Here is a 15,446-nt window from a genome sequence, read left to right as displayed (position 1 = left end):
CGCCATCGGGGCGGACCGACGTCGCCCCCGAAAGCCCGGCCGGCCAGGCCCCCGCCGTTGGGGCGGACCGCCGTCCCCAGAGGCCCGACCGGCAAGGCCACCGCCGTCGGGGCGGACCGCCGTCGCCAGAGGCCCGACCGGCAAGGCCACCGCCGTCGGGGCGAACCGCCGTCCCCGGCCGCCCGGCCGGCCAGGCCCCCGCCGTTGGGGCGGACCGCCGTCCCCAGAGGCCCGACCGGCAAGGCCACCGCCGTCGGGGCGGACCGCCGTCGCCCCCAAGAGCCTGGCCGGCAAGGCCCCAGCCCGGCCGGCGAGGCCGCCGCCGGCGGGGCGGGCCGCCGTCCCCGGAAGCCCGACCGGCAAGGCCCTAGTTGAGGGTGCCCAGGCGCGTCAGCTCCAGCGCGCAGCGGCGCGCGTCCGCCTCGCGTTCGAAGAGCGCGGCGCGCAGCTCCTGGGTGTCGGGGTCGGGCACATGGGCCAGGTGGCCCTCGTCGGAGACCACATACCAGCCACGGGTCTCGCTGTGGCGTGCTTCGTAGCGCATGGTGACCACGGTAGTACCCACCGCTGACACTCGACCAGGGACCGTCAGGGACCGGTCACGTCTCCCAGTAGAGCGTCTCGGCCCGCAGGTACTCGATGGTGATCGGCTCGTTCCCGTGCTGCGCCAACTCGACGCGCAGCCGGCGCGATCCGGCGAGGTGGCCGTTCCACGCGTAGGTGAAGTGCGCGTCCCCGCCGTCGTGGACCGGGGAGTTGATGGGCATTCCGCCGGTGCGTTCGAAGCCGCCCTCCTTATTCTCCGCGTAGTGCGCGACCCGGATCTGGAGTTCCTGGCCCCGGCTGAGTCCCGAGGCGCGGACGGCGACCGTGGTGGAGTAGAAGCAGGCGCCGAACGCGATGGACGGCTCGGGTGCCTTGGTCTCCCACTCCTTGCCGTTGTGCCGGCGGTCGAACCTGACGGTCGTCCAGGTGCCGGGCTTGAGGGTCTGGGTGAAGTCGCCCGTGGTGCCGTACAGGGTCCGCTTGGGCACGTCGTCCTCCTCGTGGGGCGGGTTGGAGCCGCCCGGGCTCCAGTCGGCCGGATGCTTCAGTCGCTCGCTGACCCGTTTGCGGATGTCTCCCATGGAGACGCCGGGCCCGCGCGGGTCGACCTTCCCCGGCTGCCACTCCAGGTGGCCGATGACCGAGGTGTCGCCCTTCTTTCCCCAGCCGTGGGCCCGGCAGATCGCCGCCGAGGCGCGGACGATCGCCTCGACCTGGGCGGCGGGCCAGGGGTCCTTGTTGTCGCCGAGATTGACGCACTCGAATCCGTAGAAGCGCGCGTTGCCGTCGGTGTTGGCCTGGTTGTCCGCCGGCAGGGGGCGTTCGTCGATCACCGCCTGGAGGACGTCCCCGTCGCCCGAACCGGCGTGGTTGGCACGGCCGTTGCCCACCAGGTAGACCGTGCCGTCCTTGGCGATGACGCCGTGGCAGAGCGGTCCGGGCAGGGTGGAGTGCCCCTCGTAGCAGAGGTCGACCGAGCCCGAGGTGCCGGAGGTGACCGTGTGGTGGATCATCACCCCGTGCACCGGCCCCCAGGCGCCCGCGCCGTTGCGGTTGTGGGTGCGCCAGCTCCTGTGTTCGACGATTTTCACGCCCTCGTCCTTGAGGGCCTTCACGAGTTTGTCGGCGGAGAGCGGAGTTGCCATGCCGGACCCCCCTGGAATTCCTCGACTCTCCCTCACCGTATTCCCGTCTGACGCTTCGGCACGCCCTTTGGTGAAAGCGCGCGTGCGCGTTGACCGCCGCTTTCACCTCCCGTGCGCGCCGCAGGTGTGCGCCCGGGGAAGTTCGGCTGCTGTTCGAACCGCCGTTGTTTTCGCTCCGCGATCACAACACGATCGGGGACGACAGTCCTTGCTCGAACCACCCCACAGGAGGACTGTTATGGCTGTGTCACGGAGAACGGTGCTGGGCGTCGCGGGCGCGAGTGGTCTGGTGACGGCGGGCGCCGCGATCAACGCGCCCGGCGCGCAGGCGCGTTCGGAGGCGCGCGCGGAGTCCGGGGAGCGCGCCCGGGAGCGCGCGGTGATCGGCCCGGCGCGGGGCGATCGGCTGCACGTGGTGTCGTTCAACATCCGGATGGACGCCAACGCCGCGCCCGGGACTCCCGACTCGTGGGCCGACCGGCGTCCGGTGCTGGCCCGCTTCCTGGAGTTGGAGCGGCCGACCGTGCTGGGCGTGCAGGAGGCGCTCTACCACCAGGTCAAGCAGCTGGACGCGGACCTGCCGACCGGCTACGACTGGATCGGCCTGGGCCGCGAGGGCGGCGGCCGGGGTGAGTTCATGGGTATCTACTACGACGCCACCCGCCTGGAGCCGCTCGACTTCGACCACTTCTGGCTGTCGGACACCCCGAACGTGATCGGCTCCGCCTCCTGGGGCAACTCGGTGATCCGCATGGTGACCTGGGTCCGGTTCCTGGACCGGCGCACCGAGCGGGAGTTCGTCCATGTCAACACGCACTTCGACCACCAGTCGGAGCCGTCAAGGCAGCGCTCGGCCGCGCTGGTGCGCGAGCGGATCGAGGGCTTCGACCCGAGCCTGCCCGTGGTGCTGACCGGCGACTTCAACACCCCGGCCGGCTCCTCGGAGTCCTACCGGCTGCTGGTCACCGAGGGCGGCCTCACCGACACCTGGCTGGCCGGCCGTCAGGTGACGCCGGACTGGGGCACCTTCCCCGGCTACGGCGAGCCGGTGCGCGGCGGCGACCGGATCGACTGGGTGCTGACCGGCGGCCCCGTCGAGGTGGGGCGGGTGGCCATCAACACCTACCGGGTGCGCGGCCGTTACCCCTCCGACCACGCCCCGGTCCAGGCGGAGCTGCGCCTGACCTGAGCCACGTCCAGGCCCGGCCCCCGCGCGGGGGCCGGGCCGGCGCGCGGCGGGTGTCCGAGGCGCGGGACCGGATGACCGTTCGGGCACGAGACTGACAGCATGGCGATCAACGGCTCGCATACGAAGGACCGTTCCCGTCAGCCACCTGGAGCAGAATGAGCGACCATGCCCTCCGTCCGACCTTTGCCCTCGGCGGGCGGCGCCCCGTGCGGCGCCTCGGCTTCGGGGCCATGCGCCTGCCCGTGACGCCCGGGCCCGACCGGGAGCGCGGCCTGGCCGTGGCCCGCCACGCGGTGCGGCTCGGGGTGAACCTGATCGACACCGCGCACCTCTACGGCTGGGGCGAGAACGAGTCGCTGCTCGCCGAGGCGCTCCACCCGTATCCGGCGGACCTGTTGATCGCCACCAAGGTCGGCGTCGCCCCGCCGGGCCCCGGCCGCGAGGCCGACCTCGACGGGCGGCCCGCGTTCCTGCGCGCCCAGGTCGAGGAGGGGCTGCGGCGGCTGCGACTGGAGCGGATCGAGCTGCTCCAACTGCACCGCGTGGACCCGAAGGTGCCGCTCGCCGACCAGGTCGGGGCGCTCGCCGAGGCCAGGGAACGGGGCGAGATCGCGCACATCGGGCTCTCCGAGGTGACCGTGGAACAGCTGGCCGAGGCCGGGGAGGTCACCGAGATCGCCACCGTGCAGAACCGCTACAGCGTCCTGGACCGGGAGTACGAGGACGTGGTCGACGCCTGCGAGGCGGCCGGCATCGGCTTCCTGCCCTGGCGCCCGGTGCACCCGGCGACCGTCGCCGCCGGCGAGGTCACGGCCGTGGCGGCCGAGTTGGGCGCGACGGCGGCCCAGGTCGCCCTCGCCTGGCTGCTGCGGCGCTCCCCCGTGATGCTGCCCATCCCGGGCACGGGCTCGGTGGCCCATCTGGAGGAGAACGTCGCGGCCGGCGAACTGACGCTGAGCGACGAGCAGTTCGCCCGCCTGGACGGCATCGCCCGCCCCTGAGCCCCCCGACGCGCCCCCTGACACGGCGGGGCCCGCCGGGGCGCGCGGGGCGCCGCCGGCGAGCCCGGCGGGACGGGCCCGGCCTCAACTCGCGTTCTCGGCCTGGAACATCCAGTGGTGCTTCTCAAGGTCCTTGGTGATCTGGATCAGCACGTCCTCGCTCACCGAGTCGACGGGGCCCACCTCGTCGAGGCGTTCGCGCATCCGGACGATCACCGCGCCCAGCGCGTCCACCAGGGTGCGGACCGCGTCGGTGTCGCGCTGCCAGCCCTCGGCCACCGTGTGGATGCCGGTGGTCGCCGCCACGGTGCCGGCCCGGCCGTCGGGCGGGACGCCCAGCGCGGCCGAGCGTTCGGCGACGGTGTCGGAGTGGGTGCGCGCGGTGGTGACGACCTCGTCCAGCTGGAGGTGGACGGAGCGGAAGCGGGGGCCGATCACGTTCCAGTGGGTCTGCTTGGCGACCAGGGACAGGTCGACCAGGTCGACGAGCGCACCCTGTAGCGCCTCGCCCACGACCTTGAGGGTGCTGTCAGGGAGCGTGCTCTTCACGGTGCTCATGCGGCGTCTCTCCTCTCGGCGGCCGCGCGCCGCGCTGCCCGGTGGCGCGCGTGCCGGTGGCAGAACTGTGTCCCCCGGGTACCCCCACAGCCGCCGGGCTATCCGCCCCGCCCGGCCCTCGCCAGGGCCCCGGCGCCGGGATCAGTAGGCGCGCGGGTAGCCGTAGCCCTGCGGGCCCGACGCGGGGGAACGGCCCAGGGCCGGGGCGTCGCGCTCGTAGAAGGGGCGGGTGTTGGCGCGCAGCCACATGGCCACCGGGTCGTAACCGTCCGCCATCGCCACGGTGCCCACGGTCAGCCCGTCGGGGACCTCGGCGACCGCCTCGCGCATCATGGCGCGCACGGCGTCGGCGCCGCTCTCCTGCGGGCCGTCCACGTCCAGGCCGATGGCCAGGTACGAGTCGCCCAGCGCCGGGCGCACCCAGGCGCGCCAGAGGGCGCGCAGCGCGGGCGTACGCGGGGCGAGCGCGACGAGGCGCGCGTAGAAGGAGTCCACGCCGACGCTGGGCTCGCTGATCTCCAGCGGGCCGGCCGGCAGCCGGTCCAGCCCGCCGGCGATCCGCCGCAGGTCGAGCCAGGGCACGCCGAGGCCGCCGCCCGGGGCGTGCGGGTTGAGCCACAGGCCCCAGTGCTCGGGGTAGAGGGCGGCGGCGATGTCGCGTCCCGGGACCACCTCGTAGGCGCGGTTCCAGCCGCTGGCGGCCAGTTCGGCGCGGGAGGTCACGCACGGCGCGTAGCCGTGGCCGGCGACCTCCATGCCGCCGTAGTGGGCGTCGGGGTCGCCCGGGGCGCCCTGCCACAGCAGCATCCACACCTCGCTGTCGGCGAGCGCGGCCAGCAGGGACTCATAGGTGTCCAGCCGGTCCGGCGTCACCCGGGTGAGCAGCTCCTCGACAGCCTCTCCCGCACTCACCTGGGCCCGTCCTCCTCGCGCTTCGGCGCTCCGGCACACTTAGGTCCACCCGCACGCACCCGCACGCGCACCAGCCCCGCACAGCAGCTTGCGAGTCAGGCTCCCGGCTGACAAGGTGCCCCGTGCTCACGCGCCACGCGAGTAGAACGGCGCCACACACTCCCGCAGCCAGTCCACCACCGGGTCCTGGGCGGCGTCCAACAGCACCAGTTGAACCGGCCATCTCACCGCGTGGCGGGCCAGCGCCCGGCCGAGCGCTCCGTTGACGGTCTCCCGGGTGGCGTCGTCCACCTGGTCCAGCTCGACGCCGACGAAGAGCGCCGGCTCGCCGCCCTCGGCGCTGGCCAGGCCGCGCCGCGCGGTCCGCACGTACCAGAGCGTGGCCAGCTCCTCGGCCGCCGCGTTGAGGAACTCGACCGGATCGTCCTGCCAGTCCGGCTGGAAGAGCCGCATCCGCGCGCCGGACGGCACCCCGGGGGTGCGCTCGCCCGGGGTGGCGCGGCACAGCTCGGCGACGGCGAGGGGCGGCACGGGGATGCCGACCGTCCCGCCGGGGTTCACGGCTATGCCCACCTGCGGCGGCAGGCCCCGCGCGAACTCCCAGGCGGGGGCGACGGTGAACGGCAGGTGCGAGGCGCCGCCCAGGTGGAGCTGCTCGGCCGAGCTGAAGACGGGGACATAGACGCCGCCGGCCAGGTCGATGGTCGGCAGGTCGAGGGTGCGGCTCTCCGGCCCGCCGCCCTCGGGCAGCGGGACCCACACGGCGCTGCGGGAGAGCAGCTTCAGCAGGCGAGGGGCGGCGTCGGGCACGCCGACCGAGGCGGCCAGCGCCTCCTCCAACTCGTTGCCCGGCCAACCGCCGCCGAAGCCCGGCCCCGTCCTGCCCACGCTCATCGCGCCCGCCTTCCTCGCTCGTTCCGGTCCCGCCGTGTCGCGTCGGGGACCGGGCCGCTTCCGCCGGCCCGAGCGAAACCTTCTCACGGTGATCGGCTCCCGCCCCACGGGGCATCCGTGCGATGATGGCCGGGCCACAACCGCATACCGGCCGTTCGACCTCGCGCGGGAGAGTCCCCGGTGTCATCCGGGGCGCCGAAGGAGCAAGTCCTCCCTTGAATCTCTCAGGCCCCGTCACCGCGCGCGGGAGGCAAGTCTGAAAAGCGGGCCGCGCATCGGCGCGGTCCCACCCACGGTGCAAGCCGCCGTCCTCGTTGGACACGTTTCCGCGCGGGGCTCGCGGCGAACCTCTCAGGTGCCGATGACAGACGGGGAGGGCTCGACGCGCGACCGCGCGTTCGTCACCGCCCGCCGTCTCCCTGGAGCGAGTTCATGTCCGACACCCCCCGCGTCACCGCGCTGGACGCGGTGCACCGCGCGCTCGGCGCCACCATGACCGACTTCGCCGGCTGGTCGATGCCGCTGCGCTACGGCAGCGAACGCGCCGAGCACCAGGCGGTGCGGAACGCGGTCGGCCTCTTCGACCTCTCGCACATGGGCGAGATCGCGGTGACCGGGCCCGGCGCCGCGGCGCTGCTGGACCACGCGCTGGTGGGGAGGCTGTCGGCGGTGAGGCTGGGCCGGGCCCGCTACACGATGATCTGCGAGGCCGGCGGCGGCATCCTGGACGACCTGATCGTCTACCGGCTGGCCGACGAGGAGTTCCTGGTGGTGGCCAACGCGGCCAACGCCGAGCGGGTGCTGCTCGCGCTGCGCGAGCGGGGCACCGCGTTCGAAGCGGAGGTCAGGGACGACCGGGACGCCTACGCGCTGATCGCCGTCCAGGGGCCGGCGGCGGCCGGGGTGCTGGGGCGGCTGACCGACCCGGCCGGCCTCGCGGGGCTGCGCTACTACGCGAGCCTGCGGGCCGAGGTCGCCGGGCGTTCGGTCCTGGTGGCCCGCACGGGGTACACCGGCGAGGACGGCTTCGAGCTGTTCTGCGCCCCGGACGACGCGGAGCCGCTGTGGGCGGCGCTGACGGAGGCGGGCGCGGGCGACGGGCTGGTGCCCTGCGGCCTGGCCTGCCGCGACACGCTGCGCCTCGAAGCGGGGATGCCGCTCTACGGTCACGAACTCACCGAGCGGACCACGCCGTTCGACGCCGGGCTCGGGCGGGTGGTGAAGTTCGACAAGGAGGGCGACTTCGTGGGGCGCGCGGCGTTGGAACGCGCCGCCGAGCGCGCCGTGAGCGACCCGCCACGGGTCCTGGTGGGCCTGGTGTGCGAGGAGCGCCGGGTGCCGCGCGCCGGGTATCCGGTGCTCGCCGCCGACGGCTCGACGGTCGGCGAGGTCACCTCGGGCGCCCCCTCCCCCACGCTGGGCCGGCCGATCGCCATGGCCTATGTGGACGCCGCGCACGCCGCGCCAGGCACCGGGGGCGTCGCCGTCGACATCCGGGGCACAGCGGTGCCGCACGAGGTGGTCGCGCTCCCCTTCTACCGGCGGCAGGACTGACCGGCCCCGCGCCCGCGCCCTCCGTCACCCGCCGTTCCGGCGTTCGTTCCCGTTTCGCCACCGCCGTTCCGTCACCGATGTCCCGTTCGACCCTGGAGAATCAACGACCATGAGCAACCCCCAGAACCTCCGCTACACCCGCGACCACGAGTGGCTCACCGAGGCGGCCGACGGCGTGGCCACCGTGGGCATCACCGCCCACGCCGCCTCGGCCCTGGGCGACGTGGTCTACGCCCAGCTGCCCGAGGTGGGCGCGGCCGTCACAGCCGGCTCGCCCTGCGGGGAGCTGGAGTCGACCAAGGCCATCAGCGACATCTACGCCCCCGTCAGCGGCGAGGTCACCGAGGTCAACCAGGCCGTGGTGGACGACCCCGAGCTGGTCAACTCGGCGCCCTTCGAGGGCGGTTGGCTCTTCCGGGTGCGCGTCGACACCGACGCCGAGCCCGGGGAGCTGCTGTCCGCCGAGGAGTACACCGCCTTCACGGAGCAGTGAGTCGGACGTGGCGCTCTCGGCCTTCGACCTGTTCAGCGTCGGCATCGGCCCCTCCAGTTCGCACACCGTGGGGCCGATGCGCGCGGCGCTGCTGTTCGCCAACGCCCTGAAGGACGCGGGGGCGTTGGCCGACACGGCCGCCGTCCGGGTCGAGCTGTACGGCTCGCTGGGCGCCACCGGGCACGGTCACGGTTCGCCGAAGGCGGTGATGCTGGGCCTGGAGGGCCAGGCACCGGACACGGTGGACGTGACGCGCGCCGACGATGACGTGGCGCGGGTGCGCGCCACCCGGCGGCTGCGGCTGCTGGGCGCGGCGATAGGGCCGAGCCACGAGATCCCGTTCGACCCGGAGAGCGACCTGGTGCTCTACCGGCGACGTTCGCTGCCGGGCCACGCCAACGGGATGATCTTCCGGGCCCTCGACGCGTCGGGCCGCGCGCTGCTGGAGCGGACCTACTACTCGGTGGGCGGCGGCTTCGTGGTGGACACCTCCGCCGAGGGCGTCGAGGGCCCGGCGCGGATCGTGCCGGACGAGCGGCGGCTGCCGCACCCGTTCCGCACGGGCGCCGAGCTGTTGGAGCTGACTCGCGCCACGGGGCTGTCCGTCTCGGCGTTGATGCTGCGCAACGAGACCTCCTGGCGCACCGAGGAGGAGGTCAGGTCGGGGCTGCTGGACATCTGGGCCGTGATGCGTGCCTGTGTGCAACGTGGGCTCAGCGAGGAGGGCATCCTGCCCGGCGGCCTGCGGGTGCGCCGCAGGGCTGCGGCCTCGGCCCGCCGGCTGCGCGCCGAAGTGGGCGGAGCGGCCAAGGAGTTGGAGTGGGTCACGCTCTACGCCATGGCGGTCAACGAGGAGAACGCAGCCGGCGGCCGGGTGGTGACCGCGCCCACCAACGGCGCGGCCGGGATCATTCCCGCCGTGCTCCACTACTACCTGGACTTCGTGCCGGGCGCTGACGCCGACGGCGTGGTGCGGTTCCTGCTGGCGGCGAGCGCGGTGGGGATGCTCTTCAAGGAGAACGCCTCCATCTCGGGCGCCGAGGTCGGCTGCCAGGGCGAGGTCGGCTCGGCCTGCTCGATGGCCGCCGGCGGGCTGGCGGAGGTGCTGGGCGGCACCCCGGAACAGGTGGAGAACGCGGCGGAGATCGGCATCGAACACAATCTGGGCCTCACCTGCGATCCGGTGGGCGGCCTGGTACAGATTCCGTGCATCGAACGCAATGGCATGGCCGCCGTCAAGGCCATCACGGCGGCCCGGATGGCGCTGCGCGGCGACGGGCGGCACCATGTCTCCCTGGACCGGGCGATCGCCACGATGAAGCAGACCGGCGCGGACATGTCCGTCAAGTACAAGGAGACGGCGCGCGGCGGCCTCGCGGTCAACGTGGTGGAGTGCTGACCGTTCGCGCGCGGCCGGGCCGTGCCTCGGTCAGGCCCCGGGCGCCGGGGCTCTCGTCCCTTCGGCGAGGGTCGCGCGGAGGGCGTCCGCGAGGATGTCGACGCCCGCGTGCAGTTCGCCCTCGGTCGCGGTCAGCGGCGGCGCTATGCGGAAGATGCCGCCCATGCCGGGGAGTTGGACGATGTTGAGGTGCAGCCCCCGGTCCAGGCAGGCGGCCGTGACCGCCTGGCCGAGCGCGTCGGCCGGTGCCCTGCTCTCCCTGTCGGTGACCAGCTCGATGCCCTGGAGCAGCCCGCGCCCGCGCACGTCGCCCACCACGTCGAAGGCGTCGCGCAGCCCCAGCAGCCGGTCCCGCAGCAACGCGCCGAGCCGCGCGGCCCGTTCGACGAGCCCGTCGCGTTCCACCACGTCGAGCACGGTCAGCGCGACCGTCGCCGCGAGCGGGTCGGAGACATGGGTGGTGAAGAAGAGGAAGCCCCGTGCGTGGCAGACCTCCTCGATCGCGTGGCTGGTCACCACGGCCGCGACCGGCAGCCCGGCGCCCAGCGTCTTGGAGAGCGTCAGGATGTCGGGCGCCACCCCGTCGCGCTCGAAGGCGTAGAGCTGGCCGGTCCGGCCGAGCCCGGTCTGCGCCTCGTCCAGGATCAGCAGCATGTCGCGTTCGTCGCACAGCTCCCGCAGCCGCGCGAGATAGCCGGGCGGCAGCTCCACGATGCCGCCTGAGGAGAGGATCGGCTCGACGAGGCAGGCGGCCAGCGCGCCCGTGGACTGCGCGTCGACGGAGGCGAACCCGTACTCCAACTCCGCCTCCCAGTCGTGCGAGCCGTCGGCGCGGCGGAACGGCGAACGGTAGGCGTTGGGCGTCGGCAGCGTCAGATTGCCCGGCACGGTCGGGCCGTGGCCCCGGCGCCCGGCGGAGTAGGTCGCGGCGGCGGCGCCGGAGGTCATGCCGTGCCAGGAGCGGTCGAAGGAGACGATCTCGTAGCCGCCGGTGTAGAGCTTGGCCATCCTGATGGCCGCCTCGTTGGACTCGGCGCCCGTCGTCAACAGCAGTGTCCTGGACAGGGGTTGGGGCAGCGTCGCGGCCAGCCGGCGGGCCAGGTCCACGACCGGGCGGCTCAGCATCCCGCTGTGGAGGTGGTCGAGCGAGGCGACCGAGGCGGAGACCGCGCGCACCACGTCCGGGTGGGAGTGGCCCAGCACCGCGCTCATCTGCCCGGAGGTGAAGTCGAGGATCGCCCGGCCGTCGCTGTCGTACACGTAACTGCCCTCGGCCCGTTCGATGACGCGGGGCGTGAACGCGGCGCCGTAGCGGACCAGATGGCGGTCCGCGTCCTCCCAGAACGGGTCCTCGGTCCCCATGAGCGACCTCCCACGTGCGACGTCCGGCAGGGCGACCGAGGCTATGCCATGCGGCGGTGGGGGCCGCCGCCGGCCCCCGACGTCCGGCGACGGCCCGGTCGGTCAGCGGTGCGGCACGACCGTGAGCGGGACGGGGCAGTGGTGCAGCAGGGAGTGGGTCACCCGGCCCAGGCGCGGCCCGAGGGGAACGGGGCGCTCCCGCCGACCGACCACCACCAGCCGCGCGCCGTCCGCCGCCTCGCGCAGGACGCGGGTGGCGCGCCCGACGGGCAGCTCCGCGCGGACCGTGACCTCCGGGTACTTGGCCCGCCAGGGCCGCAGCGTCGCGGCCAGGGACCCCCGCAGCTCCCCGGCCAGCTCCTGGGCGGTCGGCCCGACCGGTCCCGGCACGCCGACCGCGACCGGCGCGACGGTGGGCGCCGGGTTCCAGACGTGCACCACGCGCAGCTCGGCTCCGTGCGTCGCGGCGGCGTCGAAGGCGAACTCCAGCAGCTCGTCGGCGGGTTGGTCCGGGTCGAGGCCCAACACCACGGGCCCGGCCGGGATGTCACCCGGCTCGCCGCGCACCACGGTGACCGGTCCCGACGCACCGGCCACGGTCGCCTGGGAGACCGAGCCGAGCAACACCCCACGGACCGCGCCGAGTCCACGCGAACCGACCACCAGCAGCGCGCCCTCGGCCGCCGCAGCGCGCAGCACCACGGACGGCACCCCGGTCTGACGGCGGCCGACGACCTCCAGCTCGGGGTGGGCACGCGCCAGCCGTTCGGCGGTGGCGCTGAGCATCGCGTCGCACCGCTCGCGGCGGGCGGCCGCGTCGACATACGGGGTCAGGTCGTGGGCGTCGGCGGTCCAGGCGGCGAGCAGCCGCAGCGGGAGCCGGCGGCGCCGGGCCTCCCCGGCCGCCCAGTCGGCGGCGGCCAGGCTCTCGGCGGACCCGTCGAGGCCGACGGTGATGGAGCGGACCATGGAACTCTCCCTCGCTGGGCGGGTGGTGACTCCAGCATCGGCCGGCGAGGGGGCGCGGGGCGTGGGCCGGTCGGGCACGTCGGGTGCGCCGAACGGCCCCCGGGCGGGGGCCGTTCGGCCCTCCCGGGCGGCGGCGGTCAGCCGTTGAGAATCCAGGAGAGGTTGAAGCGGCGCCACACCAGCGCGCGGTAGGAGCCGCCGCCGGTGCCGTCGTTGAAGAAGTCCGTCTCCACCAGGGCGCCGACGCGGTAGTCGGCGGTCTTGGTCATGCTGGAGTAGCCGCCCTCGTAGCCGACGCCGGAGACCGGCGCCTCGCTCAGCGCGCGGCCCGCCGTGAAGGCGCGGGCGTCGGCGTCGTAGCTGATCCGCACCCGCATCGCGCGCCGCGAGGTCTCCGAGGCCGAGTTGAGGAAGAGCGTGCGGGCCGGGGCGTCGAGGTTGTAGGCGAGCACCGAGCCCTGGCAGCGCGGGTCGGGCAGCCCAGAGTCCACGGCGAACGGGCCGAACCCGTCGAGGGTGCCGCGCGCGACCCAGCGGGCCCGGTCGTTCAACGGGCGGTCGTTGCGGCAGAGTCGGCCGTCGGGCGTCTGCACGACGGTGCCCTCCTCGGCGGCGCCGTCGAGGAGTTGGACGGACCAGGTGCGCGCGCCCTCGGCGCCGCGCCCGACGATGTTCCGGCCGAGCGCGGGGACGACCAGCTCGCCGGAGCGCAGGCGGATGCCGTTGCCTGGGCCGACCGCGTCCCAGGCCCAGCCGTCGGGGGTCAGTTCGGCCGTCAGGTCGCGCGGCGTGGACCAGGTGGCGCCGTCGTCGGTGCTGCTGGTGAGGTAGAGGCGGCGCCGGCCCTCCTCCGTCGCGTCGACCTTCCGCGTGCGGGAGCCGTCGGGCAGCGGGTCGTCCCCGTTCTGGCTGCGGTCGCCGGCGTTCCAGGAGAGGAAGAGGTGAACGGTGTTCCCGTCGACCACCGGCGTGGGGTTGCCCCAGGTGCCGTTGCCGGCGCCGACGATCTCGCGCAGCGGCTCCCAGTCGGCCGGCTCGGCGCCGTGGTCGGTGGTGGTCCTGGTGCGCTTGGCGACCAGGTTGATGTCGCCGAAGTCGCGGTTGTTGTGCCGGCGGCCCTCGGCGAAGGCGAGGATGCGCCCGGTGGCGGTGGTGACCACGGCGGGGATGCGGAAGGAGTGGAAGCCGACGCCGGAGGGGAGCCGGTCAGGGGAGGTCATGTTGGCGCTGCGGAAGAGGGGGAACGCCCGGTGGAACGGGGCGGCGTCGCCGGCCGGGTCGTCCACGGCCGGGGCTGCGGACGGGGACGCGGACGGGGACGCGGCTGCGGACGGGGCGAGGACGCCGGGGGTCGCGACCCCCAAGGCGGCCATGGCCATGACATGTCGGCGGCAGAGGCGGCGGGGGGTGGCGGGTTCCACGGCGTTCCCTTTCTGGCGAGCGCGCTGGGGGTGTTGGCCGCCGGCGCGCGCCGGCGCGTGGGGTGTCCGCGCGCGCGGGCGTGCACGCCTGCGGGCGCGCTGGGGATGGGGGCTCGGGGCTGCGGTCCGACGGCCGACGATAGATCACCGGCGCCGGACCGGTCCAGGGTGACGGGGGCTCAGCGAACGCCGTGCAGCGCGGCGGCCCTGCGGGTCAGGGTGCGCCGGCACACCTTTCCGGTGGGGCCCCGGGGCATGTCCGCCAACTCCAGCAGGAACTCCGGGAGTTTTCGCTTCTCCAGCCCGACGTCGGTGAGCAGGAACGCGTTGAGGGCGGCCAGCGAGGGCGGCCGCGCCCCGGGCGCGGCGCGCACGCAGGCGCAGAGCCGCTCGCCCAGCTCGGGGTCGGGCACCGGAACGCAGGCGGCCTCGGCGACCGCCGGGTGCGCGGCGAGGGCGCGCTCGACCTCGGCCGGGCTGATGTTGAGGCCGCCCCTGATGACGAGGTTCCTCATGCGGCCGAGCAGGAACAGCCGGCCTTCGGCGTCCAGTCGGCCCAGGTCCCCGGTGCGCACCCAGCCGTCGGGGGTGCGGTGGCGTGCGTCGAGCGCCGGGTCGCCGACGTAACACAGCGGCGTCATCGGCCCCTTGGCCTGGATCTCGCCCGACTCCCCCGGCGGCAGCGGCCGTTGGTCGGGGCCGACGACGCGGAGCGAGACCACGTGCGGGTCGGGGACGCCGACCAGTCCGGCCGGCGCTTCGGGCGCGACGGGGGTGTGGCAGTTGACCCCGTCCGAGGAGCCGTAGACGGTGATCACCGGAGCCCCGAGCCGCCGCTCGGCCAACCGGGCGGTGGCGGGCGGCAGTTCAGCGCCGCTGGAGACCACGGCGGTGAGGGGCGAGGGCCCGGGGTCCGGCACGTTCCCCGGTGCCGCCTCGGCGATCCGGCGCAGCATGGTGGGGACGCCGAACACGTGGGTGGGCCGGTGGGTGGCGACCGCGCGCAGCGCGCCGGCCGGGTCGAACGCCGGCTGGAGCAGCAGCGTGCCGCCGAGGACCGCCACGGTGAGCACCCCGCAGGAGCCGAACGACGAGCCCAGCGGGACGAGCACCAGATGGCGCCGGGGCGCGGCGCCCGGGGTGAGGGCGCGCAGATAGTTCGCCCGGCCGCCGCCCATGGCGTGGTGGCTGTAGGCGACCATCTTGGGCTCCGCCTCGGAGCCGGAGGAGACCATGAGGCGCGCCGGCGCCGCCGGGTCCACGCGGGCGGGCACCCAGGGCGTGCGCGCCGGCGCGTCCAGCCAGCGCACTCCCCCGGCCGCGTCGGCGCGCCCCGCGTCGGTGGTGAACACCGCGCGCAGGTGCGGCAGTTGACCGACGAGCGCCAGGTCGGACTCCTCGGCGAAGACGGCTCCCCCGGCGCGGGACCGGCCCAGCAGCGCCAGGGTGTCGCGGCGGCCGCCGCCGGGCGGATAGGGCAGGGCCACCGCGCCGATGGCATGGACGGCGAGTTCGGCGGCGACGGCCCGGCGCCCGTTGGGCATCCTGAGGGCGACCACATCGCCCGCGCCGAGGCCCGCCTCGGTGAACAGGGCCGCGATGCGCCGCACTTCGGCGTCGAGCGTCGCGTAGTCCCAGCCTCCGCCCGGCGGGTCGTCGGCCTCGACGACGGCCTGGCGTCCGGGGTGGGCGGCGACCCGTTCCCTGAACAGCGCGTGAAGGTCGCGGTCGGGGCAGAGCCCCCGGGCGACCCAGGCGCGGCGTTCGGCGGGCGGCACCAGGTCGGGGAAGGCCAGGCCGGCCCGGCTGGTCCAGGCCCCGGCGCGGCCGGCGGCGCTCGCCTGGACTGCCGCGCTCGCTGAAGTCGTCGTGGTGGTCGCGGTCGTCGCGGCCGTCGTCGCGGTCGCCGTGGTGGGTGTCGCGGTCGTCGCGGCCGTCGTCGCGGCCGTCGTGGTCACGAGAAGGTCCAGGGGGTGCGGGGGCGGGCGTGGCCGCCGGGCGGG

14 protein-coding genes and 1 riboswitch are annotated in these 15,446 nt (G+C 74.8%); of the genes, 5 read left to right on the top strand and 9 right to left on the bottom strand.

Translation table 11 applies throughout. The annotated features are described in order from the left end of the window. Positions 1 to 367 precede the first annotated feature (367 nt). Positions 368 to 544, bottom strand: coding sequence for a hypothetical protein (locus tag EBN88_RS30715; protein WP_158621479.1), 177 nt, complete (start codon positions 542 to 544; stop codon positions 368 to 370). Positions 545 to 599: 55 nt separating this feature from the next. Next, complete coding sequence (locus tag EBN88_RS21910; protein ID WP_122185625.1) at positions 600 to 1,691, bottom strand: peptidoglycan recognition protein family protein; 1,092 nt, start codon at positions 1,689 to 1,691, stop codon at positions 600 to 602. Positions 1,692 to 1,929: 238 nt separating this feature from the next. On the opposite strand from EBN88_RS21910, the gene EBN88_RS21905 reads away from it, so the two are divergent. Continuing rightward, the gene (locus tag EBN88_RS21905) at positions 1,930 to 2,880 is read left to right on the top strand and encodes an endonuclease/exonuclease/phosphatase family protein (protein WP_122185624.1); all 951 of its coding nucleotides are present in this window, start codon (positions 1,930 to 1,932) and stop codon (positions 2,878 to 2,880) included. Between the two features lie 155 nt (positions 2,881 to 3,035). Beyond that, on the top strand, positions 3,036 to 3,881 hold the full coding sequence (locus EBN88_RS21900; RefSeq protein ID WP_122185623.1) for an aldo/keto reductase: 846 nt from the start codon (positions 3,036 to 3,038) through the stop codon (positions 3,879 to 3,881). 84 nt (positions 3,882 to 3,965) lie between these two features. On the opposite strand, the gene EBN88_RS21895 is transcribed toward EBN88_RS21900, so the two are convergent. From EBN88_RS21895 to EBN88_RS21885, 3 genes are all read right to left on the bottom strand, one after another. Next, positions 3,966 to 4,439, bottom strand: a complete 474-nt coding sequence (locus tag EBN88_RS21895; protein WP_122185622.1) for a Dps family protein — start codon at positions 4,437 to 4,439, stop codon at positions 3,966 to 3,968. Between the two features lie 141 nt (positions 4,440 to 4,580). Continuing rightward, entirely contained in the window at positions 4,581 to 5,351 is a 771-nt protein-coding gene (locus tag EBN88_RS21890) for an enhanced serine sensitivity protein SseB C-terminal domain-containing protein (RefSeq protein ID WP_122185621.1), read from the bottom strand. Positions 5,352 to 5,477: 126 nt separating this feature from the next. Then, complete coding sequence (locus EBN88_RS21885; protein ID WP_122185620.1) at positions 5,478 to 6,245, bottom strand: enhanced serine sensitivity protein SseB; 768 nt, start codon at positions 6,243 to 6,245, stop codon at positions 5,478 to 5,480. Positions 6,246 to 6,401: 156 nt separating this feature from the next. Beyond that, positions 6,402 to 6,495, top strand: a riboswitch (glycine riboswitch). A 182-nt stretch (positions 6,496 to 6,677) separates the two neighbouring features. On the opposite strand from EBN88_RS21885, the gene gcvT reads away from it, so the two are divergent. From gcvT to EBN88_RS21870, 3 genes are all read left to right on the top strand, one after another. After that, entirely contained in the window at positions 6,678 to 7,799 is a 1,122-nt protein-coding gene (gcvT, locus tag EBN88_RS21880; protein WP_122185619.1) for a glycine cleavage system aminomethyltransferase GcvT, read from the top strand. A gap of 109 nt (positions 7,800 to 7,908) precedes the next feature. Next, positions 7,909 to 8,292 (top strand): glycine cleavage system protein GcvH, encoded by a 384-nt coding sequence (gene gcvH / locus EBN88_RS21875; RefSeq protein ID WP_122185618.1) that lies wholly within the window; start codon positions 7,909 to 7,911, stop codon positions 8,290 to 8,292. Positions 8,293 to 8,299: 7 nt separating this feature from the next. Further along, entirely contained in the window at positions 8,300 to 9,691 is a 1,392-nt protein-coding gene (locus tag EBN88_RS21870; protein ID WP_122185617.1) for an L-serine ammonia-lyase, read from the top strand. Positions 9,692 to 9,721: 30 nt separating this feature from the next. Here the strand turns inward: EBN88_RS21870 and EBN88_RS21865 are convergent, their stop codons facing one another. From EBN88_RS21865 to EBN88_RS21850, 4 genes are all read right to left on the bottom strand, one after another. Further along, the gene (locus tag EBN88_RS21865) at positions 9,722 to 11,053 is read right to left on the bottom strand and encodes an aspartate aminotransferase family protein (protein WP_122185616.1); all 1,332 of its coding nucleotides are present in this window, start codon (positions 11,051 to 11,053) and stop codon (positions 9,722 to 9,724) included. A 102-nt stretch (positions 11,054 to 11,155) separates the two neighbouring features. After that, entirely contained in the window at positions 11,156 to 12,022 is an 867-nt protein-coding gene (locus EBN88_RS21860; RefSeq protein WP_122185615.1) for a universal stress protein, read from the bottom strand. A gap of 137 nt (positions 12,023 to 12,159) precedes the next feature. Beyond that, on the bottom strand, positions 12,160 to 13,395 hold the full coding sequence (locus tag EBN88_RS21855) for an exo-alpha-sialidase (RefSeq protein WP_233580841.1): 1,236 nt from the start codon (positions 13,393 to 13,395) through the stop codon (positions 12,160 to 12,162). Positions 13,396 to 13,622: 227 nt separating this feature from the next. Next, a partial coding sequence (locus EBN88_RS21850) for a class I adenylate-forming enzyme family protein (RefSeq protein ID WP_407703448.1) occupies positions 13,623 to 15,446 on the bottom strand: 1,824 nt, incomplete at its 5' end.

Origin of the sequence: Streptomyces triticirhizae, from assembly GCF_003696235.1 — a bacterium.
In the GTDB taxonomy this organism is placed as follows: domain Bacteria; phylum Actinomycetota; class Actinomycetes; order Streptomycetales; family Streptomycetaceae; genus Streptomyces; species Streptomyces triticirhizae.
Note: the sequence above shows the minus strand (reverse complement) of the source record. Positions and strands in the feature narration are given on the sequence as shown.